Genomic DNA, 20,072 nt, shown 5'->3' on the forward strand with positions numbered 1-20,072 from the left:
AAAATACGAATTTTCCTGAACTGTTTGCCTGCATAGAATGCCTCGCTATCGCGGGGCCACTATTTGGACCCAATGGTTCTAACGAGGAAGACATCATGAAACTCAATTCCCTGGGCGCGGCATCGTTGCTTGCGCTTTCATTGGTGATGATCAGCGGTTGCGATCAGGTCGAAAAAAGCGCGCAACAGGTCATGGGCAAGGCCACCGAGTCGGCCAAGCAAGCCATCGATGACACCCAGAAGGCTGCCGAGCAGGCATTGAGTGAAGCGACAAACGGCCTGATCAATCCACAAAAAAAGGACGATCAGGAAGAAAACGAGTCTGAATCGAACACCAAAGAAACCTAATCTCCCAGTACAACGTCAGGACTGACCTATGGATTACCTTTTACAACTGGCCGCCAGCCCCACCGCCTGGATCGCCCTGGCCACCTTGATCGTGATGGAAATCGTGCTGGGCATCGATAACCTGATCTTTATCTCGATCCTCACCAACAAATTGCCCGAGAAGCACCGGGCCAAGGCGCGGCGCATCGGTATCAGCATGGCGTTGGTGTTGCGCCTGGGCCTGTTGAGCACCATTGCGTTTATCGTGCAATTGACTACCCCGGTGTTCGAAGTGCTCGGCCAGGCATTCTCGTGGAAGGACATGATCCTGATCGCCGGTGGCCTGTTCCTGGTCTGGAAGGCCACCACCGAGATCCATCACAGCATGGACCCGGAGCCTGAAGAGAAGACCAGCACCGGTAATGTCGTGGCCATTGGCTTTGCTGCGGCCATCGGGCAGATCCTCTTGCTCGACCTGGTGTTCTCCATCGACAGCATCATTACGGCGGTGGGCATGACCGAGCACTTGCCGATCATGATCATTGCCGTGGTGACCTCGGTGATTGTGATGCTGGTGGCGGCCGAGCCGTTGGCCAAGTTCATCAACGACAACCCGACCGTGGTGATGCTGGCCCTGGGCTTCCTGATCATGATCGGTATGACGCTGATCGCCGAAGGCTTCGGTGCCCATGTGCCTAAAGGCTACGTCTACGCGGCCATGGCCTTCTCGGCGGCCATCGAGTGCCTGAACATCGCTCGGCGCAACCGCCACAAGCGTCTGCTCGCTGCCCGGCAGTAACGCTGCAACCCCAAAGGCCGGCTGTGCTCACAAGAGCCCAGCCGGCCTTTTGCTGTCTGCTAGAATCCGCCCACTTGATAGCTTGAGGTCCACCATGAACGAGCCGATTCGCCTTACTCAGTACAGCCATGGCGCGGGTTGTGGCTGCAAGATTTCGCCCCAGGTGCTGGAAGTGATCCTGGCTGGCAGCGGCGCGCAGAACCTCGACCCCAACTTGTGGGTGGGCAACGCCTCTCGCGATGACGCGGCGGTGTACGCCATCGACGACGAGCGCGGCGTGGTCTCCACCACTGACTTTTTCATGCCGATTGTCGATGACCCCTTCGACTTCGGCCGTATCGCCGCCACCAACGCAATCAGTGACATCTACGCCATGGGCGGCGACCCGTTGATGGCCATCGCCATTCTTGGCTGGCCGGTGAACGTGCTGGCGCCGGAGATCGCCCGTGAAGTGATCCGCGGCGGCCGCTCGGTGTGCGACGAAGCCGGCATTCCCCTGGCGGGTGGGCACTCCATCGACGCCCCCGAGCCGATCTTCGGCCTGGCCGTCACCGGCATCGTGCAAAAACGCCATATGAAGCGCAACGACACCGCCACCGTCGGCTGCCGCCTGTACCTGACCAAACCGTTGGGCATCGGCATCCTCACCACCGCCGAAAAGAAGGGTAAGTTGCGTGAAGCGGATATCGGCCTGGCCCGTGACTGGATGTGCACCCTGAACAAGCCCGGCAGCCGTTTCGGCAAGCTGGCCGGTGTGACGGCAATGACGGATGTCACCGGTTTCGGTCTGTTGGGCCACTTGGTGGAAATGGCGGACGGCAGCGCTGTGACCGCACGCATCGAATACGACAAAGTCCCACGCCTGCCGGGGATCGAGGACTACCTGGACCAGGGCTGCATGCCTGGCGGCACCTTGCGTAACTTCGACAGCTACTCAAGCAAACTCGGGCGCCTGCAGGAGCTGCACAAGCGCGTGCTGTGCGACCCGCAGACCAGTGGCGGCCTGCTGATCGCGGTCACCCCTGAAGGCGACGCCGAGTTCCACGCGACGGCGGCTGAATTGGGCTTGAGCCTTGAGCCGATCGGCCAATTGGTTGAGCGACAGACCCACGCGGTAGAGGTGTTTTGATGGCAACTGACATCACCGATTACCGCGACATTTTCCTCAACGACCGGCCGATGATGGATACCCGCGCGCCGGTCGAATTCGCCAAGGGCGCGTTCCCAGGCGTGATCAATCTGCCGCTGATGACCGATGACGAGCGGCAACGCGTCGGCACCTGCTACAAGCAGCAGGGCCAGGAAGCCGCCATTGTGCTGGGGCATGAGCTGGTGTCGGGGGCGATCAAGACCGACCGTATCGAACAATGGGCACGGTTTGCCCAGGTCAATCCTGACGGTTTCTTGTACTGCTTCCGTGGTGGGCTGCGCTCGCAGATCGTGCAGCAATGGTTGAAAACCGAAGCCGGTATCGAGTATCCACGGGTCGGCGGTGGCTACAAGGCCATGCGTACCTTCCTGCTGGATACCCTTGATCAGGCGGCAGCCCACTGTGATTTCGTGCTGTTGGGCGGCATGACCGGCACCGGCAAGACCGAGGTCCTGGGCCAGTTGCGCAACGCCCTGGACCTGGAAGGCCATGCCAACCACCGCGGTTCCAGCTTCGGCAAGCGCGCCACGGCGCAACCCTCCAACATCGATTTCGAAAACCGCCTGGCGGTGGACCTGCTGAGAAAACGCGCGGCTGGCATCGAGCAGTTCGTGGTCGAGGATGAAAGCCGCATGATCGGCAGCTGCGCGCTGCCGTTGCCGTTGCACAAGGGCATGCAGACCTTTCCGATGGTGTGGCTGGAAGACAGCGTCGAAGGCCGCGTCGAGCGCATCCTGCGCGACTACGTCGTTGACCTGTGCGCGGAGTTCATCGCGGTGTTTGGTGAGCAGGGCCAGGCGTTGTTTGCCGAGCGCCTGACCCAGAGCCTGGCCAATATCCACAAGCGCCTGGGCGGCGAGCGCTTCCAGCGGTTGCAGGCGATCATGCAGGATGCCCTGGCGGAACAGCTGCGCAGCGGCGCCGTGGACCTGCATCGCGCCTGGATTGAAGGGCTATTGCGCGAATATTACGACCCGATGTACGCCTTCCAGCGTGAAAGCAAAGGCGCACGGATCGAGTTTGCGGGAGAGCAGGGCGCCGTCACGGCCTATCTGCGCGAGCGCGCCCTTAGAGGATAAACGCGCCGATCAACCCACACACCACGCCTACCAGCATGGTCAGCCCGGCCACCGTCACCAGGACCCGCGCATCGAAATCCTTGCGCAGCATCAATAGCGACGGCAGGCTCACGCTGGGCAGGGTCATCAGCAGGGCCACTGCCGGGCCGGTGCCCATGCCCAGGGTCATCATGGTTTGTACGATGGGGATCTCTGCCGCTGTAGGAATCACAAACAGTGTGCCGACAATCGCCAGCGGCACCAGCCACACCAGGCTGTTGGTCATGGCGCCGTCCACATGGGGGAACAGCCAGACCCGCGCGGCGCCTAGCACCAGCACCGCCAGGATATAGATCGGTATCGTGCTCCAGAACAGCTGCCACAGGGTACGCAGCCACCGACCGAGGAAAGGTTGCGCGTCGACCTGGCTGGCCTCGGCCACCGCGTCCAGCGCGACTTCCGGCACCTGCTCCGGCCGCGCGATGCGCTGTGCCACCAGTGACACACCCACCACCAGCACAATGCCCGCCACCAGCCTCAACGCGGTAAAGCCCCAGCCCAGTACAAAGCCCATGAACACCAGCGTCGCCGGGTTCAGCACCGGGTTGGCAATCCAAAAGGCCAGCGCCGCGCCCACCGACACCTGCTGGCGGCGCATGCCCGCCGCGACGGGGGCCGCGCAGCAACTGCACATCATCCCCGGCAGGGCGAACAGCCCTCCGCGCAAGGTCGAGCCCAGGCCGGCGCGGCCAAACAGGCGCAGCAACCAGTCGCGGGGGATCAGCACTTGCAGCAACGAGCCGAGGATCACCGCCAGCACGGCGGCTTTCCAGATCGCCAGGAAATACACCTGGGCGTAGGCCAGCGCCGCTGCCAGGGGTGAGCTTTGTTGATCGTTGAGGATCGAGGCGCCGATGCTGTGGTTATCAGCGGCGACAAACGCCTTGAAGTAGTAGGGCGACCACTTCACGTAGTAGAGGCCTACGCAGGCTACCAATAGGAATAGTGCAGGTTTCCACCAGAACGACCAGCCCCGGACGGGCTGGGTGGAGGAGAGGTTAGGCATGGTGAGGATCCGCTGATGAGTCAATTGCGACGCATCATACGCTCTCAGCTGTCGGCACTCACCTGCGTCGGTTGCGGGCAGGATTCCTCGCCGTCGTTCAAGCCCTGCTTGTAGTTGCGGCTAAGCAGCGAGGCTTTGCCGTTATGCCAGGTCAGCGTCAGCACGTACAACGTGTCGTAGTCGCTGCCGGACCAGTCGTCGGTAATCGTGTGTTTTTCGCCGGAGGCTTCACTCGCCACCTTGTTGATCAGCTCCGGCAGGTAGCCGTGGGACCAGGCGGTGTAGATGGTGGCATTGTGGTACTTGTCTTCCACCAGCTCGTCGGCCAGGTCGCTGGTGTCATTGGCCGAGAACTTGATGTTCACCGGCAGGCCCAGCTTGATGGCGCTGGGGCTGATGGTCATTAACGGGCGAATATAACTGTAGGAGTTGTCCAGTTCGCCTTCCTCGACATTGCGCGTCGGGTTGGCGGCGAACACGAAGTTGGCCTTGCCGAATTTTTCCGGCAGCAGGGTGGCCAGGTTCATTGCGCGGTTCAAACCCTGGCAATTGAGCTGCCCCAGGCCGCCGGCAGGTTTTTCGGCGTGGCGCAGGAACACCAGGGTTTGCACGCCGTCCACCGGTTGGGCGCGGCTTTCACGGGCATCAAGGGCGGCAACCATGGCGCCGCTCACCAGCAGCAGTGGCAACATGATGTATGAGTAGCGTTTGAATCGTTGCACAAGGCGCAGAGGCTTGATCTTCATTATAGGTTCGAGTCTTCGTGCGTCACGTTAAGGCGGACAAGCCTGGCCCCAGTGACGCCTGGAGGCGTCCTGCGGTGTTCCGTGTCGGGTATAGCGAGGCGCCTCCATTCACCGTTTGAGCGCACTTAAGAGTGCGCGCGGGCGTATTGGTTCGCCCACGCGGGATAATAGCCCGCTGATGTTGCGCATTGATGACCCATGCAGGACACCGGGCAGATGACTATGATGGGGACTTTCTGCCTAGCCAGGGATTTCCTGATGAACCCACTCGCCGCGTTCCCGATCAACAGTAAGTGGCCCGCCCAGCACCCTGAGCGCCTGCAACTGTACTCGTTGCCCACGCCCAACGGGGTAAAAGTCTCGATCATGCTTGAAGAGCTGGGCCTGCCTTATGAGGCACACAAGGTCAGTTTCGAGACCCAGGACCAGTTTTCCCCCGAGTTCCTGTCCCTGAATCCCAACAACAAAATCCCCGCGATCATCGACCCCGACGGCCCGGCCGGCCAGCCGCTGGCGCTGTTCGAGTCCGGCGCGATCCTGATCTACCTGGCAGAAAAAACCAGCCAGTTGCTCTCCGAAGATCCGGCGACACGTTATGAAACGATTCAATGGCTGATGTTCCAGATGGGCGGTATCGGGCCTATGTTTGGCCAGCTGGGGTTCTTCAACAAATTTGCCGGCAAGGCCTACGAAGACAAGCGCCCCCGCGACCGTTATGCCGCCGAATCCCGGCGCTTGCTGGAGGTGCTGGAAAAGCGCCTGCTCGGCCGCACCTGGATCATGGGTGATGACTACAGCATCGCCGACATCACCACCTTCCCCTGGATTCGCAACCTGATCGGTTTCTATGAATCGGGCGATCTGGTCGGCATTGCCGACTTCCCTAACGTACTGCGCGCGCTGGACGGCTTTGTCGCCCGGCCGGCGGTCATCCGTGGCCTGAGTATTCCGAGCTGACGTATGCCGACTTTCGATTTTAAACAACTGGATGTATTCAGCAGCGTGTCGCTCAAGGGCAACCCGCTGGCCGTCGTCCTGGGGGCCGACAGCCTCGGCGACCAGCAGATGGCCGACTTCGCCAAGTGGACAAACCTCAGTGAAACCACGTTTTTGCTGACACCGCGCGATCCTCGGGCTGACTACCGGGTGAGGATCTTTACGACCTTGCAGGAGTTGCCGTTCGCCGGGCATCCGACGCTGGGCAGTTGCCATGCGTGGCTCAAGGCTGGAGGCATGCCCAAAGGCGACGAGATTATCCAGGAGTGTGAAATCGGCCTGGTGCGTATCCGTCGTCAAGGCGATGAACTGGCGTTTATTGCGCCGCCGTTGATGCGCTCCGGCGCTGTGGACTCCACGTTGTTGGAGCGTGTTCGCCTGGGATTGGGCCTGGCGCCGGGGGCCATCGTGCGCAGTCAGTGGGTCGACAATGGCGCGGGGTGGCTCGCGGTGATGTTGGCTGAGCGTGATCAAGTCCTGGCTTTACAGCCGGACTATTCGCAACTGCAGGGACTGGCCGTCGGCGTGATTGCACCTTGCAACCCGGCTGACGACGACGTGGACGCGCAGTTTGAGGTGCGTGCCTTTGTCGCAGGTGACGGAGCCCAGGAAGACCCGGCCACCGGCAGCCTGAATGCCGGCGTTGCGCAATGGCTGCTCAGCGAAGGGCTCGCGCCTGAGTGCTACGTGGTCAGCCAGGGCACGGCCATGGGGCGTGCGGGGCGTATTCGCGTCGAACGCCAGGGCGATGAAATCTGGATCGGTGGCGTCGTCGCGGTGTGCATCGAAGGGCGTCTACAGCTCTAGATCAATAAATTATTACCGCCCCCGCAATACACTGTTGGCCCCTTGGCGTTTGTACTGCCGGGGCCTTGGGGCATAAGCTTTCGCCCCAAAGATTTCCAGCCACTTTTTCAGGACAGCCATGACCAGCCAGTTCCCCCAAGCCCGCCCCCGTCGCCTGCGCCGCTCCCCGGAGCTGCGTGGCTTGTTCCAGGAAACCGAGTTCACCCTCAACGACCTGGTGCTGCCGATTTTCGTCGAAGAAGAAATCGACGACTTTGTGCCGATCACCAGCATGCCTGGCGTTCGACGCATCCCGGAAAAGAAGCTGGCGGCTGAGATCGAGCGCTATGCCCGCGCCGGTATCAAGTCGGTGATGACCTTCGGCGTGTCCCACCACCTGGACGCCAACGGCAGTGACACCTGGAAAGAGCGCGGCCTGGTCTCGCGCATGTCCTCGATCATCAAGGACGCGGTGCCGGAGATGATCGTGATGTCCGACACTTGCTTCTGCGAATACACCGACCACGGCCACTGCGGCGTGATACACGGTGCCCACGTCGACAACGACGCGACCCTGGTCAACCTCGGCAAGCAAGCCGTTGCCGCCGCCCGCGCCGGTGCCGACGTGATCGCCCCCTCGGCCGCTATGGACGGTCAGGTCCAGGCCATCCGCCGCGCGTTGGATGACGCCGGCTTCACCCATATCCCGATCATGGCCTACTCGACCAAATTCGCCTCGGCCCTCTACGGCCCATTCCGCGAAGCTGGCGGCAGCGCGCTCAAGGGCGATCGCAAAAGCTACCAGATGAACCCGATGAACCGCCGCGAAGCCGTGCGCGAATCGCTGCTGGACGAACAGGAAGGCGCGGACGCACTGATGGTCAAGCCGGCCGGTGCCTACCTCGACATCATCCGCGACATCCGCGAAGCCTCGCGCCTGCCGGTGGCGGCGTACCAGGTCAGCGGCGAATACGCGATGATCAAATTCGGCGCCCAGGCGGGGGCGATTGATGAGGATCGGGTCGTGCGTGAAACCTTGGGCTCGATCAAGCGCGCGGGTGCGGATTTGATCTTTACCTACTTCGCGATGGACTTGGCGTTGGCTGGGATCTAAGGGCAGCGTAAACCCTTGGTGAGCGAACACTTGTGGCGAGCGAGCTTGCTCGCGTTGGGCTGCGTAGCAGCCCCACCCCCACGATCTACCTTAAATACTTCATCTCCCTGACTAACTGCAATCTGTGAAGATTGAATTGTGTGTTTGGACGAAGAAAATTCTTTTCAATCGCTGGTCTGAATTTTATATATTTTTTCTGGCTTTATTGTTGCTTTTATTCGTTGTTGATAGCTTCTGCGTTGTATTTTCCAAGGCAATCAAGCAGGACTTTCATAAATTGCCTTTTGTCAGTTATTTCGTCATTGAAGTAAGTGTCAAAAAGATAAAATACGGACTCGAAGTTTTCGTCTGTATTTAAGAAGTGTTGGAGGGTGTTGATGTGCCATTCTCTTTCATCTCTCTTGTATTTTATGAATTCAGGTTTGGTAAGTTTGTCAAGTAACTCGATGAGTTCTTTGTCATCATTTATGTTTTTTGATGCAATGAAGATCTCTCTTTCGGAGTCGTCAAGGTTTTCGATGTTGTAGGTGAATAATAGGCTGCGGAGGATTGAAAGTTTAGGTTGATATTTCATGTTAGTAGTCCGTATAGGCGGTGATTGGGTTTCCGTCTGTATCTAGTATTACTGTTGCTTTTCTTTGTGTTCCATATTCAAGTGTGTCTTTTTTATAGCCCTCTCCGATTGTTTTTCCCATGTCCGTGGGCTCGCGAGATGTTGCGAGGTTGGTCCGTCTGAATATTAACTTGGCACGATAGATGGCGTTCAGTTGGTCCCTATGACTAAGGTATCGAGTAGCTGCACTAGGTATCTTTGGCTGCCCGCTCATAGTGCCTCCAGCGTATCTCTCAATTACTCCGGTGGTTGGGTTTTTGCCTGTCTGTACCCTTTCAAGTTGGGATTGAAGAGTTGTCTGCGCCCCATGTTTCTCTAAAAAGTGTGCCCTTGGGAATGCCTGCTCAATCTCACTCAAACGTCTGTGGGCGTTTGCCTCTGCAAGCTCATCAATTCTTGCCTGTCGCTCCACACGTGTCAGTTGCGGTAAAGCGGGCTCTCCGTGATTGACACTTTCCGTAGGTGTCGGAACGCTCGTGCTTGGCTTACATCCATCCCCACCTGGACATGTGCTCAAGCCTAACGGATCCACCCATCCCGTTGGATTGGGCACGTACTGGTACGCGTTGATCCCACCCGCCAACTTCACCGGGTCTGGCGTGAGGTAACCACCAATATCCGGATTGTAGTAGCGATGACGGTTGTAGTGCAGTCCGCTTTCCTGATCGAAGTACTGCCCCTGAAAACGCAGAGGGTTGTCGATTTTGCCTTTGTCGAGACGGCTGATCTGGCCGTAGGCGCGGTAGTGGGCGGACCAGACGATGTCGCCGTCGGGTGCGGTGAGTTCCTGCGGTGTGCCGAGGTGGTCGAGTTGGTAGTGGTAGGGCTTGGTGTCTTTTGGGCCGAAACCTTCAAGTAGCGCCAGCGGGCGAAAGCTGTCCGGTTCATAGAGATAACTGCGATGGCGGTCCGCATGGTGCTCGGCAATCAGCTTGTCGCCTTGCCAGAAAAACTCCGTCGTTAGGCCGTCAACGGTTTTGCTGATGCGCCGCCCAAACGGGTCGTAGCGATAGCTCGCGGTTTGGCCATTGGGCTGCGTAATGCCGATCAGACGGTGCTGACAGTCATAGCGATATTCGGTGACGAGTTGATGGCCTTTGCCACGGCGTTCGCGGATCAGGTTGCCGAAGGCGTCATAGTCGTAGTGACGGTCACCCTGGATCATCAGGCGGTTGCCGGCGACGATGTCGGGGCCGGGGCGGTCGTGCATGAGCAGGTTGCCGGCGGGGGTGTGGCCGAAGCGTTCCTGCAGGTCTTGGGAGTGGTCGGCGCGGGTGAGGCGGCTTAGGGGGTCGTAGTGGTAGTGGTGGTCGCCTTTGCGGGTGTCGAGCAGGCGGGTGAGGTTGCCGGTTTTGTCGTAGTCGTATTGGCGTTGGTAGAGGTGGTCTTGTTGTTGAGTGACCGCGTGGGCGTGCAGGCGGTGTTGGTCGTCGTAGTGGTAGTGGCTGAGGAGTTGGCCTTGTTGGCGTTGGTGTTCTTGGCCGGCTTTGAATAGATGAGAGGTCAGCGGTGCGCCGTTTAACTCGACGGTGGCGAGGTGGCCGCCTTTGGCGTGGTTGAAGGCGAGGCGGTTGTTATCCGGCAGGCGCAGGTGTTGAAGCTGGCCGCAGGCGTCATAGCCGTAGCGCAAGGTGCCCCAGCCTTGGTGTTCGGCGGTGAGGCGGTTTTGTGGGTCGTATTCGTAGGCCAGCGCCCAGTGGCCGTCGTCGACGCTGAGGAGGTTGCCCTGGCGGTCGTAGGCATATTCAACAAGGCTGCCGTCGGGCAGGGTTTTTCGTACGAGGCGTCCGGCATGGTCTCGCTCATAACGAGTAACGAGCTGACTGCCATCGTCACCGGATTCGGTCTTTTCCAGCAGGTTGCCGTTGAGGTCGTAGACGTAGGCGGTGCGCTGCCCATCAAACCCGACTTCCTGCTGGATCAGGCCGTTGGGGTGATAAGCAAGTCGGTAGGTCTCGCCGATCTCATTTTCGATCTCTGTCAGCAATAACCGCACGTTGTCGTAGCGGTAGGTGACCTGGGTGCCATCGGCGTTGATGCGCCGGCTGATCAGGTGCAAACCGTCGGCATATTCGTAGCGGGTGACATGCCCCAACTCATCGCGTTCGGCGGTGATTTTTCCGTAGGGGTTGTAGCTGTATTCCCTACAAGCACCGCCGGGTAAAACGACACGCGTTAACCGACCGACACTGTCCCATTGGTACTGGGTCAGCGCCCCATGTTCATCCTCACGGGCAATCTGTCGGCCAAGATCGTCATAGCGATACCGCTTGATCCCGCCATTGGGCAGTTGTTCCTCTATGAGCTGCCCACGATCATTCCACACCAGCCGCTGACAACTGTGATCCGGGTACCAAACCCCAACCAGTTGCCCGTATTTGTCGTAGCTGTAATCCGTAACATGTCCATCGGGATCGATCTTACGAATGACATCGCCCTGGTCATTGCGCTCGTACTTCCAAACCGCCAGACCCCGCCTTACAACCCGTACGAACCCGTTGTCATGCTCGTAGGACGTGGGCTCATCATCCCCCGGAAACAACGCCACCAAGCGTCCGGCTTCTCCGTACTGATACGCCGTCACCGCCCCCAGAGGATCCTGCTCGACCGTCAGCCGGCCCTTGTCATCGTAGGATTTGAAGTGCTGCGCACCGTCCGGATCAATCCGCTGCACCAGTCGCGCCCGGTCGTCATGGACATACACTTCCTGGCTGCCATCGGCGTTGTGCACCGTGACACGGCCGTCGTCCCCCCAGGCATACCGCGTATCCATCTGGGAAAAACTGGCCCAATGCCGGACACATCGCGCCGCTTTGCCGGACCGTTCCCATTCCCAAAAGAAACTCGCCCCACCGGCCAGCCCACGCTCAAGAATCACGTGCTGATCGTCGTAGCGATAAACCTCGCTTTCGCCTATCGCATTGGTCGCCGAGACCAGCCGGCCAGCGTCGTCATAGGCGTAGGAAACGACGTTCTGCTCCGTGACCCAAACGTAGGGTTCACGTCCCTTGGCCCGCTGCACCTGGTAGTCCACCGCCACGATGCGGGCCGACGCATAGTGCAGGAACAGCGCACAACCCGCCCCGTTATCCAGCCGCTCAATGCGCCCGGAAAAATCCCGAGAAATCCGCAACAGGTTGTCATACGCATCACTGATCGAGACCAACACCCCGTCACGAAAGTGATAAAACCGCGACGCCTGGGCCAGCACCAACTCGTCCGGCAAAGAACCCAAATAGATCGCCGCTTCGGCCAAACTATTGGTGATTGCAGGTCGAGCAACAGTCGGCATCGGGAACGAAGTAATGCGATTCTCATGGTCCGTCCACACCACCGAATCGCCCGACACATCAAGCCGATGCGCCAGCGAGTGACTCCAACCAAACCCCAACCCGCCATCCACTTCCACCGCACTGGTGCGATACAACCGTGTCCACTCGAACGGCAAGATCCCATCCAACGTGCCATCGGTCAGGGTCAGCAATTCCTCCCCGGTAACCATCGACACCGGGCAGCCATTGGTTGCCGTCCTATCCGAAGAAGCCGCCGCATCGCCATTCGGGTTCTTCCCCGAAACAGGCACATCGTCGACAGGCTCCTGCCTGACCAATACCGTCTGCTGAGTCTTCCTGCGAACCGCCGGCACAGGGTTCGAAACCACATGCTCCCCAGCCTTCAACGGCGCAACCGGTACAGTCTTGATTGCTGTCGCCGGGCCACTGAGCAGCAAAGGCTTCACCGCCTCGACATGCGCCTCCAACTTCGGCCCCACCAACTGATCAGCCAGCCTCTCCAGCCACTGGCGCGCTCGCCCGGATTTGATATGTCCCAGCACCTGAGCGCCCAGGCGAATCTGCACGCCCATGCCACGGGTCGCCCAGATCAGAAATAGATTGATCAGTACCTCTCCGGTGATCTCGCCCAGCACTTCATACATCTCGGGCGGCGGTAGCAGGCGTATCCAACTGACCATGGCCGACAGATAGATAAACAGCAGCGGCTCGTCGCTGAGCACCAGCAAACCCTTGGCAATCGTGTCTTTGCCCAGCCTCAGCAGCTCATCGAGTTCGGCCTGGGAGAGGTAGGCCAACAGCTTCTCGCTGTTGGGCTTGAGATCCGCCAACAGGTCATACAGCTGCGTAACGTTGTCCCACAAATTGAAGAGGGCTTTTCCAAGGCCGCTGACAAACGCGGCTTCCAGCATTCGGCGCCGATCGAGCGGCTTGGCTTCGGCATAGCCTTTCCACTGATCCTGGAAAGTGCTGGCCCACTCTTCACGCAGGCGAGCCTCCAACCCCGAGATCACCGACTGATAAGACGCATACAGCGCCTTGACGTGATCCTTGGAAACGTTGGGGTAGAAGCTGATTCGGTACGGCTGGTTACGATCACACTCGGTGATTTCGAGGATGCCGCTGGGGCCGATGGTCTTGTGGATCGGCTCGCCCAACGGTCCGCCATTGGGATCGACGCGCTGCAGCATCACCGGCGTGTTGCCGATGGGCACGGACCGTGTGCTCTGGAACATATGCACCAGCGTCAGGGTGCCATTGGCCGGGCACGTGGCGACGGTGCTGCTGGGGATGACTGAGCGATTGATCGGCGCGACCAGCGCGACCTCATCGCCAACCTTGAAGACCTGTTCGACATCCAGCGCCGAGAAGCTCCAGAAGCTTTGCGCCCAGTCATCGAACGTATTAAGGCATTCGCGAAAGTCACGGAAGACGCTTTCAACGTCGACCGTCTTCACATCCATCGGGGTCAGGGCCAGCCTGCCAATGGCCGGGTTCAAGACGCAGCCCCTTCAACCAGGCCCTTAACGAAAACAACCATCTGCAATCCCTCGCACTGTGTATTCAGACGAGGGACTTTGCAGCGGTTTTCAGGCTGGGGCTGTAGAGCTTATCTTGCCGTTACGTGGGATCTTTCAGGGGCTATCGTCCCTTTTTGGCTGCGTATCAAAAGCCTTCAACGCTGCGCAAATGCCAGGTTCAGCCCCAGCCCCACAAACACCGCCGCAAAACTGCGGCGCAGCCAGTTCTGCACCCGTGGCGATTCGATCACCGCGCGGCGAAACCCGGTTAGACTTACCTGTCGATATCAGCAATGCCCGGCCCGTCGTTATCCAAGGAAGCCTTATGTACCCAAGCCGCCTGATCCTGTGCCTCACTACTTTGCTGGTGCTGGCCGGCTGCTCCACGTCACGCGGCCCGCAGCAACCAGAGCGCAGCGAAGCCGAGGTGAAGGCGCAGATCGTGCGCCTGCTTCCGGCTAAAGTCGCAGACCGCGACGGCTGGGCCCAGGACATCTATACCGCTTTTGACACTCAGAAGATCTACCCCAGTACCGAGAATATCTGTGCCGTATTGGCGGTGACCGAGCAGGAATCCACCTATCAGGTCGACCCGCCCGTGCCCGGCATGGGCAAGATCGCCCAGGATGAAATCCTGCGGCGTGCCGGCAAGGTGCATGTGCCGGCCTTTGTGGTGCGCAGCGCCCTGCAACTGCGCTCTCCCACCGGCAAGTCCTATGCCGAGCGCTTGAATGCCGCGCGCACGGAGAAGGACCTGAGTGGCATCTTCGATGACTTCATCAGCATGGTGCCCTTGGGCAACACGTTGTTTGGCGGCTTCAACCCGGTGCACACCGCAGGCCCCATGCAAGTCAGTATCGACTTCGCGCAGAAACAGGCGCGAGGCTATCCCTACACGGTGGATGGCACGATTCGTCGGGAAGTCTTCACCCGGCGGGGCGGCATGTACTTCGGTATCGCCCATTTGCTCGGTTATCCGGTGAGCTATGACCAGCCGCTGTACCGCTTTGCCGACTTCAATGCGGGTTGGTACGCCAGCCGTAATGCGGCGTTCCAGGCTGCGGTCAGCCGCGTGTCGGGCACTGAGTTGGCGCTGGATGGGGATTTGATTCGCTACGGCTCATTGTTGCCCGGCACCACCGAACTGGCGGTGCGCTCATTGGGCGCGAAGCTGGACATGCGCAACCCCAGCATCCGCAGCCAGCTGGAACAGGGCGAACAGCTGGATTTTGAAGATACCACCCTCTACAAGCGCGTGTTTGCCCTGGCCGACCAGGCCGCCGGCAAGCCGATGCCGCGCGCGATCCTGCCGGGCATCGTGCTCAAAAGCCCGAAGATCACCCGCAACCTGACCACGGCGTGGTTTGCCAAGCGCGTGGATGAGCGGTACCAACGTTGCATGAAGCGCTGATCAGCTATGGCGCCTGACAAATTTGCGCCACAGCCACAGCCACAGCCACACCCACAACCACACTACCGGAAACGCCAGGATCATGAACGGCAGCACATAGCTGGCGCGTGCCAGGGCGTCTGCGGTGCCGTCCACCATAAAGCGGGTTCGGCGAATTAACGCAAAGCATCGTGCAAGATTTGCAGGGCTGATGGTGATGGCTGCCGTTGGGCATGTGGCGTACATCTCAAATCCGACCCCAAGGAAGACTCGCCATGATTGCTCACGCTGTGCCCGAAGGTTTTGTCCCGCTGCCGCGCAGCAGCCCGTTGCTGGATTTGCTCGGCCCGGCGTATTGCCGAGGTGACGGCCTGCAACTGGAGATCGGCCTGCGCGCCGACAATCGTCATGCCAATGGGCGTGGGACTGTGCACGGTGGGGTGTTGGCGACCCTGGCGGATGTCGGCATGGGCTATGCCATGGCGTTTTCCAGTGAGCCGCCGTTGCCGTTGATTACAGCGAGCATGACCGTGGATTACCTGGGGGCGGTGCAGGTGGGGGAGTGGATTACCGTGCGCTTGGAACATCACAAGCGAGGGCGGCAAATGGCGTTTGCCACGGTGAGCCTGCAGGTGGGGGAGAAGGTGGTGGCGCGGGCGAACGCGGTGTTTGCCGTGCCTCAATCTGACAGGCAATGAAGATCTAATGTGGGGGCTGTATTTTCAGGGAAACCGCGTAAAGAAAAGGCCTGGCTTTTCGTGGAGCCGGGCCTTTTCGGTGTTGCTCTTTTATCAGCTGCGTTCGAGGGCCAGGGCTACGCCTTGGCCGCCACCGATGCACAGTGTCGCCAGGCCTTTCTTGGCATCGCGCTTGATCATTTCGTGCAGCAGGGTAACCAGCACGCGGCAGCCTGACGCGCCGATCGGGTGGCCGATGGCGATGGCACCACCGTTGACGTTGACCTTGTCCGCATCCCACTCCAGCTCTTTAGCTACCGCCAGGGATTGCGCGGCAAAGGCTTCATTGGCTTCGATCAGGTCCAGATCGTCCAGGCTCCAACCGGCTTTGTCCAGGCAGCGGCGGGTGGCCGAGACCGGGCCGATGCCCATGATCGCCGGGTCAACGCCCGCGTTGGCGTAGCTGGCGATGCGCGCCAATACCGGCAAGCCGAGGGCCTTGGCCTTGGCGGCACTCATCAGCAGCACCGCGGCGGCACCGTCATTGAGGCTGGAGGCGTTGCCGGCGGTGACGCTGCCGTCTTTCTTGAACGCCGGCTTGAGCTTGGCCAGGGACTCGGCGGTGGTACCGGCGCGAGGCTGCTCATCCACGGCGAAGGCAACCGGGTCGCCCTTGCGCTGGGGGATCAGGATCGGCGTGATCTCATCGACAAAACGCCCGGCCTCGATGGCGGCAGTGGCTTTTTGCTGGGACGCAGCGGCGAAAGCATCCTGGGCTTCACGGCTGATGCCGTATTTGTCCACCAGGTTCTCGGCGGTGATGCCCATGTGGTAGTCGTTGAACGCATCCCACAGGCCGTCAGTGATCATGCTGTCGATCATCTTGGCGTGGCCCATGCGCAAACCCGTGCGTGCAGCAGGCAGTACGTACGGTGCCAGGCTCATGTTCTCCATGCCGCCGGCGATGATGACCTCGGCGTCACCGCAACGGATGGCCTGGGCGCCCAGGTGCAGGGCTTTCAGGCCTGAGCCGCAGACCTTGTTCAGGGTCAGGCTCGGCACGGCGTGGGGCAGGCCGGCGAGGATCGAGGCTTGGCGTGCGGGGTTCTGGCCGCTGCCGGCAGTGAGTACCTGGCCGAGGATGACTTCATCTACTTGGGCCGGGTCCAGGCCGGTCTGCTCCAGCAGGCGACGGATCACGGCGGCGCCCAGCTCCGGTGCCGGAATGCTTGCCAGCGAACCTTGAAAGCTGCCCACGGCGGTGCGGGTAGCAGCAACAATCACGACGTCTTGCATGGAATCTGTCCTCACTGGAAGTGCATTTCTGGAACGTGGTCCGGGACGATCAGTTTACCGGCGGTCTTGCTCACAATCTCTTCAACGCTGACGCCAGGTGCGCGTTCCTTGAGGACAAAAGCGCCATTTTCGATTTCCAGGTACGCGAGGTCTGTCAGCACACGCTTGATGCAGTTGGCACCGGTCAGCGGCAGGCTGCATTGGCTGAGCAACTTGGACTCGCCGTCCTTGGAGGCGTGGGTCATGATCACGATGATGTTTTCCGCACCGGCCACCAGGTCCATGGCGCCGCCCATGCCCTTGACCAGTTTGCCGGGGATCATCCACGAGGCGATGTTGCCATGTACGTCCACTTCAAACGCGCCGAGCACGGTGAGGTCGACGTGGCCGCCACGAATCATCGCGAAGGATTCGGCGGAGGAGAAGATCGAGGCGCCGATGCGCGCCGTCACGGTCTGTTTGCCGGCGTTGATCATGTCGGCATCGATGGTTTCTTCGGTAGGAAACGGGCCCATGCCCAGCAGGCCGTTTTCCGACTGCAGCATCACTTCCATGCCTTCGGGGATGTAGTTGGCCACCAGGGTCGGAATGCCGATGCCCAGGTTGACGTAGAAACCGTCCTGCATTTCGCGGGCGACGCGTTGAGCCATTTGTTCGCGGGTAAGAGCCATTTTATGAGTCCTTATTGTTCGGGCTGGGGGCGGATTATTTGCGCACGGTGCGCTGTTCGATGCGCTTCTCGAACGTGCCGCAGATGATCCGGTCGACGTAGATGCCAGGGGTGTGGATCTGCGCCGGGTCCAGCTCGCCCGGTTCGACGATTTCCTCGACCTCGACCACGGTGATCTTGCCGGCGGTGGCGGCCAGCGGGTTGAAGTTCTGGGCGGTGTGGCGATAGATGACGTTGCCGAAGTGGTCGGCTTTCCAGCCTTTGACGATGGCGAAGTCACCGGTGATGGACTCTTCCATCAGGTACGGGCGACCGTTGAATTCGCGGGTTTCCTTGCCTTCTGCGACCGGGGTGCCGACGCCGGTGGCGGTGAAGAAGGCGGGGATACCGGCGCCGCCTGCGCGCATTTTCTCCGCCAGGGTGCCTTGGGGGGTGAGGACCACTTCGATTTCGCCGCTGAGCAATTGCTTCTCGAACAGGGCGTTTTCACCGACGTAGGACGCGATCACCTTGCGGATCTGCTTTTCTTCCAGCAGTACGCCCAGGCCAAAACCGTCGACGCCGCAGTTGTTGGAAACCACGGTGAGGTCGCGGGTGCCTTTGCGCTTGATCTCGGCGATGAGGTTTTCCGGAATGCCACACAGGCCAAAACCCCCGGCGAGCACGGTCATGCCGTCTTCCAGGCCTGCCAGTGCTTCCTCGTAGGACGCCACGCGTTTATCGAAACCTGCCATATGCACCTCTTTTATTGTTTGTGGGCCAGCCAATGAATCGAGTGTTGCGCCGACGGATTGATTTGTTAAGTTGTTTTTTAAGGTTGATTGGTTTGGAAAACAGCATAATCAGCTTCAAGCCGCAAGCTTCAAGGAGAAGCAACGGCTGCTTTTACTTGTGCCTTCAACTTGTAGCTTGGAGCTTCCAATGACCGTTAAACAGATGCGTGCCTTTCTTGCCGTGGCCCAAAGCCTGAGTTTTGCCGCCGCCTGCGAGCGCCTGCACCTCTCCCAATCGGCGCTGAGCCTGACCATCAAAGGCTTGGAAGAAGGGCTGGGCGGGCGCTTGTTCAGCCGTAATACGCGCAACGTGGCCCTCACGCCCGAAGGTGAATCCCTGTTGCCCCTGGCACGTCGGCTGATGGCCGATTGGGACAATGCCGAGGATGAACTGCGTCAGTTGTTCACCCTGCAACGCGGGCGGGTCACCGTGGCGGCGATGCCGTCGTTTGCCGGCAACCTGCTGCCGCCGATCCTGAAGATATTCCGCGCGCGTTACCCCCAGGTGAACGTGACGGTGCATGACTTGATCAATGAGCAGGTGCTGGAGATGGTTCGCGACCGCCATGTGGAACTGGGCGTGGCGTTTGAACCCTCGGAAGGCTCGTCGCTGGCCTTTACACCGCTGTACCTGGACCGCTTTATTGCGGTGGTGCCCGGTGATTCATTGCTGGCCCAGTGTGCCGAGGTCGACTGGAAAACCTTGCTGGAGCACCCGTTCATCACGTTGCAGCGGCCTTCCACGCTGCGGGTGATGCTGGAAGAGCATCTGGGGGCTTTGAAGATGAAGTTGCCGGTGGCGTTGGAAAGCCATCAATTGGCAACCGTGGGCAAGATGGTCGCCAGCGGGCTGGGCGTCAGCGCCGTACCAGCCTTGTGTGTGCAGCAGATGCAGGAGGCGGGGGCGCATTGCATCACCTTGACCGATCCGGTGATCGAACGGCCGATTGGTGTGCTGACCAAGCCAGGGCATGAACTGTCGGCGGCGGCGCAGGTGTTGTTTGATATTTTTCGGGACGAAGCGGGGAAGGGTAGGTTTCCGGCGTTGTTATAAAGCAGGGTTATAAAACAGGTATTAAAAAGCCCGCTCGAGTAAACGAGCGGGCTTAAATTTAAAGTTGCACCGTTATCAGCAGTATCTATCAATCACTTTAACTTGCGATTGGCCTTTGAGGTTCTGCCATTCGGTATTAAGTGTATGGAACACTTGCTCGATAAAGTTGCGATCGGCCGCGGCTTTCTTGCCGACATAACCCTGACCACGGCGGTACATCTTCAGGCGCGCCGCCAGTTCACGGTTATTGCGGTCGAACTCGGCTTCTTCGGTGTGGGGCGCCAGGCAGTCAATTTGCACTTCGCCCGATTTGCCAATCCACAGGATATGGTCGTCGAGTGTGTCTTTCTGCGCTGCGAACATCTCAGCCAATTCATCGATAGTTGGTTGGTTGTTCAGATTCATGTGTAAGCCCCTTGACCAGTTGGCGATCGATCAGTTGATTCCGTTAAAACTGCTTAGTTGTCTCCGGCTTCGAAAACCGGGCGTCAGTGACTGTCTGCCGAATACGGGCAGGGTCTTGAACCTGATGCATGTAGTCTTGCTGATGAACTGCTACGCAATGGTTTCATAACGAAGACAAGCAGCGTTTGAGCTCCTTGTACCGATCCTTACGGGTCGGTCAGCTTCATCAAGCTGCCTTGTGAGCAGTGCACATCCGGAAAAACAGCTCGGCGGTCAGACGAGCTTGTTCAAAACGCTTGTTACCAACGCTCCCGATCCGGGAGACGTCTAGATCATGCAA

18 protein-coding genes and 2 pseudogenes are annotated in these 20,072 nt (G+C 59.7%); 10 read left to right on the forward strand and 10 right to left on the reverse strand.

From position 1 onward, the window contains the following. Nucleotides 1–95: 95 nt before the first annotated feature. The 4 genes from AB1462_RS15250 to mnmH all read left to right on the forward strand — a co-directional run bounded on the left by AB1462_RS15250 (nucleotide 96) and on the right by mnmH (nucleotide 3,354). The gene (locus AB1462_RS15250; protein WP_027603160.1) at nucleotides 96–347 is read left to right on the forward strand and encodes a hypothetical protein; all 252 of its coding nucleotides are present in this window, start codon (nucleotides 96–98) and stop codon (nucleotides 345–347) included. Between the two features lie 28 nt (nucleotides 348–375). Beyond that, complete coding sequence (locus AB1462_RS15255; protein ID WP_065926954.1) at nucleotides 376–1,125, forward strand: TerC family protein; 750 nt, start codon at nucleotides 376–378, stop codon at nucleotides 1,123–1,125. Between the two features lie 94 nt (nucleotides 1,126–1,219). Beyond that, nucleotides 1,220–2,254 (forward strand): selenide, water dikinase SelD, encoded by a 1,035-nt coding sequence (gene selD, locus AB1462_RS15260; protein ID WP_259194315.1) that lies wholly within the window; start codon nucleotides 1,220–1,222, stop codon nucleotides 2,252–2,254. Next, nucleotides 2,254–3,354, forward strand: coding sequence for a tRNA 2-selenouridine(34) synthase MnmH (gene mnmH, locus AB1462_RS15265; protein WP_367247152.1), 1,101 nt, complete (start codon nucleotides 2,254–2,256; stop codon nucleotides 3,352–3,354). Before selD ends, mnmH begins: the two co-directional genes overlap by 1 nt. Here mnmH and AB1462_RS15270 read toward each other — a convergent pair. Together AB1462_RS15270 and AB1462_RS15275 are read right to left on the reverse strand one after the other, a co-directional pair. Beyond that, nucleotides 3,344–4,399 (reverse strand): permease, encoded by a 1,056-nt coding sequence (locus AB1462_RS15270; protein ID WP_259194313.1) that lies wholly within the window; start codon nucleotides 4,397–4,399, stop codon nucleotides 3,344–3,346. The genes mnmH and AB1462_RS15270 overlap by 11 nt on opposite strands. Nucleotides 4,400–4,443: 44 nt before the next feature. Further along, nucleotides 4,444–5,145, reverse strand: coding sequence for a histidine phosphatase family protein (locus AB1462_RS15275; RefSeq protein ID WP_367247154.1), 702 nt, complete (start codon nucleotides 5,143–5,145; stop codon nucleotides 4,444–4,446). A gap of 258 nt (nucleotides 5,146–5,403) precedes the next feature. On the opposite strand from AB1462_RS15275, the gene AB1462_RS15280 reads away from it, so the two are divergent. The 3 genes from AB1462_RS15280 to hemB all read left to right on the forward strand — a co-directional run bounded on the left by AB1462_RS15280 (nucleotide 5,404) and on the right by hemB (nucleotide 8,041). Next, complete coding sequence (locus AB1462_RS15280) at nucleotides 5,404–6,102, forward strand: glutathione S-transferase N-terminal domain-containing protein (RefSeq protein WP_367247155.1); 699 nt, start codon at nucleotides 5,404–5,406, stop codon at nucleotides 6,100–6,102. Nucleotides 6,103–6,105: 3 nt separating this feature from the next. After that, nucleotides 6,106–6,948, forward strand: coding sequence for a PhzF family phenazine biosynthesis protein (locus tag AB1462_RS15285; RefSeq protein WP_090402163.1), 843 nt, complete (start codon nucleotides 6,106–6,108; stop codon nucleotides 6,946–6,948). Between the two features lie 118 nt (nucleotides 6,949–7,066). Continuing rightward, on the forward strand, nucleotides 7,067–8,041 hold the full coding sequence (gene hemB, locus AB1462_RS15290; protein WP_090402165.1) for a porphobilinogen synthase: 975 nt from the start codon (nucleotides 7,067–7,069) through the stop codon (nucleotides 8,039–8,041). 214 nt (nucleotides 8,042–8,255) lie between these two features. Here the strand turns inward: hemB and AB1462_RS15295 are convergent, their stop codons facing one another. From AB1462_RS15295 to AB1462_RS15305, 3 genes and pseudogenes are all read right to left on the reverse strand, one after another. Further along, nucleotides 8,256–8,615, reverse strand: a complete 360-nt coding sequence (locus tag AB1462_RS15295; RefSeq protein WP_090402167.1) for a hypothetical protein — start codon at nucleotides 8,613–8,615, stop codon at nucleotides 8,256–8,258. 1 nt (nucleotide 8,616) lies between these two features. After that, complete coding sequence (locus AB1462_RS15300; protein WP_367247269.1) at nucleotides 8,617–13,410, reverse strand: RHS repeat-associated core domain-containing protein; 4,794 nt, start codon at nucleotides 13,408–13,410, stop codon at nucleotides 8,617–8,619. 212 nt (nucleotides 13,411–13,622) lie between these two features. Next, nucleotides 13,623–13,730, reverse strand: a pseudogene (locus AB1462_RS15305) (LysE family translocator); the annotation flags it as partial. A 62-nt stretch (nucleotides 13,731–13,792) separates the two neighbouring features. Here AB1462_RS15305 and AB1462_RS15310 point away from each other — a divergent pair. After that, nucleotides 13,793–14,878 carry a DUF1615 domain-containing protein gene (locus tag AB1462_RS15310; RefSeq protein ID WP_090402169.1) on the forward strand — a complete coding sequence of 362 codons (1,086 nt, stop codon included), beginning with the start codon at nucleotides 13,793–13,795 and terminating at the stop codon, nucleotides 14,876–14,878. On the opposite strand, the pseudogene AB1462_RS15315 reads toward AB1462_RS15310, so the two are convergent. Further along, a pseudogene (locus AB1462_RS15315) lies at nucleotides 14,879–15,016 on the reverse strand (hypothetical protein); the annotation flags it as partial. It lies immediately after the preceding gene. Between the two features lie 116 nt (nucleotides 15,017–15,132). Here AB1462_RS15315 and AB1462_RS15320 point away from each other — a divergent pair. Next, nucleotides 15,133–15,555 carry a PaaI family thioesterase gene (locus tag AB1462_RS15320; RefSeq protein ID WP_090402171.1) on the forward strand — a complete coding sequence of 141 codons (423 nt, stop codon included), beginning with the start codon at nucleotides 15,133–15,135 and terminating at the stop codon, nucleotides 15,553–15,555. 93 nt (nucleotides 15,556–15,648) lie between these two features. On the opposite strand, the gene AB1462_RS15325 is transcribed toward AB1462_RS15320, so the two are convergent. From AB1462_RS15325 to AB1462_RS15335, 3 genes are read right to left on the reverse strand one after another with little or no spacing between them, the layout of a single operon-like run. Next, nucleotides 15,649–16,830, reverse strand: a complete 1,182-nt coding sequence (locus tag AB1462_RS15325; RefSeq protein ID WP_090402173.1) for an acetyl-CoA C-acetyltransferase — start codon at nucleotides 16,828–16,830, stop codon at nucleotides 15,649–15,651. 11 nt (nucleotides 16,831–16,841) lie between these two features. Next, nucleotides 16,842–17,501, reverse strand: coding sequence for a CoA transferase subunit B (locus AB1462_RS15330; RefSeq protein WP_032886654.1), 660 nt, complete (start codon nucleotides 17,499–17,501; stop codon nucleotides 16,842–16,844). A gap of 34 nt (nucleotides 17,502–17,535) precedes the next feature. Then, nucleotides 17,536–18,234 (reverse strand): CoA transferase subunit A, encoded by a 699-nt coding sequence (locus AB1462_RS15335; protein ID WP_090402174.1) that lies wholly within the window; start codon nucleotides 18,232–18,234, stop codon nucleotides 17,536–17,538. 187 nt (nucleotides 18,235–18,421) lie between these two features. Between AB1462_RS15335 and AB1462_RS15340 the strand changes: the two genes are divergently transcribed. Further along, nucleotides 18,422–19,327 (forward strand): LysR family transcriptional regulator, encoded by a 906-nt coding sequence (locus AB1462_RS15340; protein ID WP_367247158.1) that lies wholly within the window; start codon nucleotides 18,422–18,424, stop codon nucleotides 19,325–19,327. A gap of 75 nt (nucleotides 19,328–19,402) precedes the next feature. On the opposite strand, the gene AB1462_RS15345 is transcribed toward AB1462_RS15340, so the two are convergent. Beyond that, nucleotides 19,403–19,732, reverse strand: a complete 330-nt coding sequence (locus AB1462_RS15345; protein ID WP_025854475.1) for a hypothetical protein — start codon at nucleotides 19,730–19,732, stop codon at nucleotides 19,403–19,405. Nucleotides 19,733–20,072: the final 340 nt, after the last annotated feature.

It is taken from the genome of Pseudomonas sp. SB113 (assembly GCF_040754745.1).
Classification (GTDB): Bacteria; Pseudomonadota; Gammaproteobacteria; order Pseudomonadales; family Pseudomonadaceae; genus Aquipseudomonas; species Aquipseudomonas grimontii.

Coding starts and splice junctions, on each gene's coding strand:
- AB1462_RS15280 (WP_367247155.1), top strand. CDS start 5,404: ATGAACCCACTCGCCGCGTTCCCGATCAACAGTAAGTGGCCCGCCCAG.
- AB1462_RS15325 (WP_090402173.1), bottom strand. CDS start 16,830: ATGCAAGACGTCGTGATTGTTGCTGCTACCCGCACCGCCGTGGGCAGC.
- selD (WP_259194315.1), top strand. CDS start 1,220: ATGAACGAGCCGATTCGCCTTACTCAGTACAGCCATGGCGCGGGTTGT.
- AB1462_RS15270 (WP_259194313.1), bottom strand. CDS start 4,399: ATGCCTAACCTCTCCTCCACCCAGCCCGTCCGGGGCTGGTCGTTCTGG.
- AB1462_RS15340 (WP_367247158.1), top strand. CDS start 18,422: ATGACCGTTAAACAGATGCGTGCCTTTCTTGCCGTGGCCCAAAGCCTG.
- AB1462_RS15250 (WP_027603160.1), top strand. CDS start 96: ATGAAACTCAATTCCCTGGGCGCGGCATCGTTGCTTGCGCTTTCATTG.
- AB1462_RS15310 (WP_090402169.1), top strand. CDS start 13,793: ATGTACCCAAGCCGCCTGATCCTGTGCCTCACTACTTTGCTGGTGCTG.
- AB1462_RS15295 (WP_090402167.1), bottom strand. CDS start 8,615: ATGAAATATCAACCTAAACTTTCAATCCTCCGCAGCCTATTATTCACC.
- AB1462_RS15345 (WP_025854475.1), bottom strand. CDS start 19,732: ATGAATCTGAACAACCAACCAACTATCGATGAATTGGCTGAGATGTTC.
- AB1462_RS15255 (WP_065926954.1), top strand. CDS start 376: ATGGATTACCTTTTACAACTGGCCGCCAGCCCCACCGCCTGGATCGCC.
- AB1462_RS15335 (WP_090402174.1), bottom strand. CDS start 18,234: ATGGCAGGTTTCGATAAACGCGTGGCGTCCTACGAGGAAGCACTGGCA.
- AB1462_RS15300 (WP_367247269.1), bottom strand. CDS start 13,410: ATGGATGTGAAGACGGTCGACGTTGAAAGCGTCTTCCGTGACTTTCGC.
- mnmH (WP_367247152.1), top strand. CDS start 2,254: ATGGCAACTGACATCACCGATTACCGCGACATTTTCCTCAACGACCGG.
- hemB (WP_090402165.1), top strand. CDS start 7,067: ATGACCAGCCAGTTCCCCCAAGCCCGCCCCCGTCGCCTGCGCCGCTCC.
- AB1462_RS15330 (WP_032886654.1), bottom strand. CDS start 17,501: ATGGCTCTTACCCGCGAACAAATGGCTCAACGCGTCGCCCGCGAAATG.
- AB1462_RS15275 (WP_367247154.1), bottom strand. CDS start 5,145: ATGAAGATCAAGCCTCTGCGCCTTGTGCAACGATTCAAACGCTACTCA.
- AB1462_RS15320 (WP_090402171.1), top strand. CDS start 15,133: ATGATTGCTCACGCTGTGCCCGAAGGTTTTGTCCCGCTGCCGCGCAGC.
- AB1462_RS15285 (WP_090402163.1), top strand. CDS start 6,106: ATGCCGACTTTCGATTTTAAACAACTGGATGTATTCAGCAGCGTGTCG.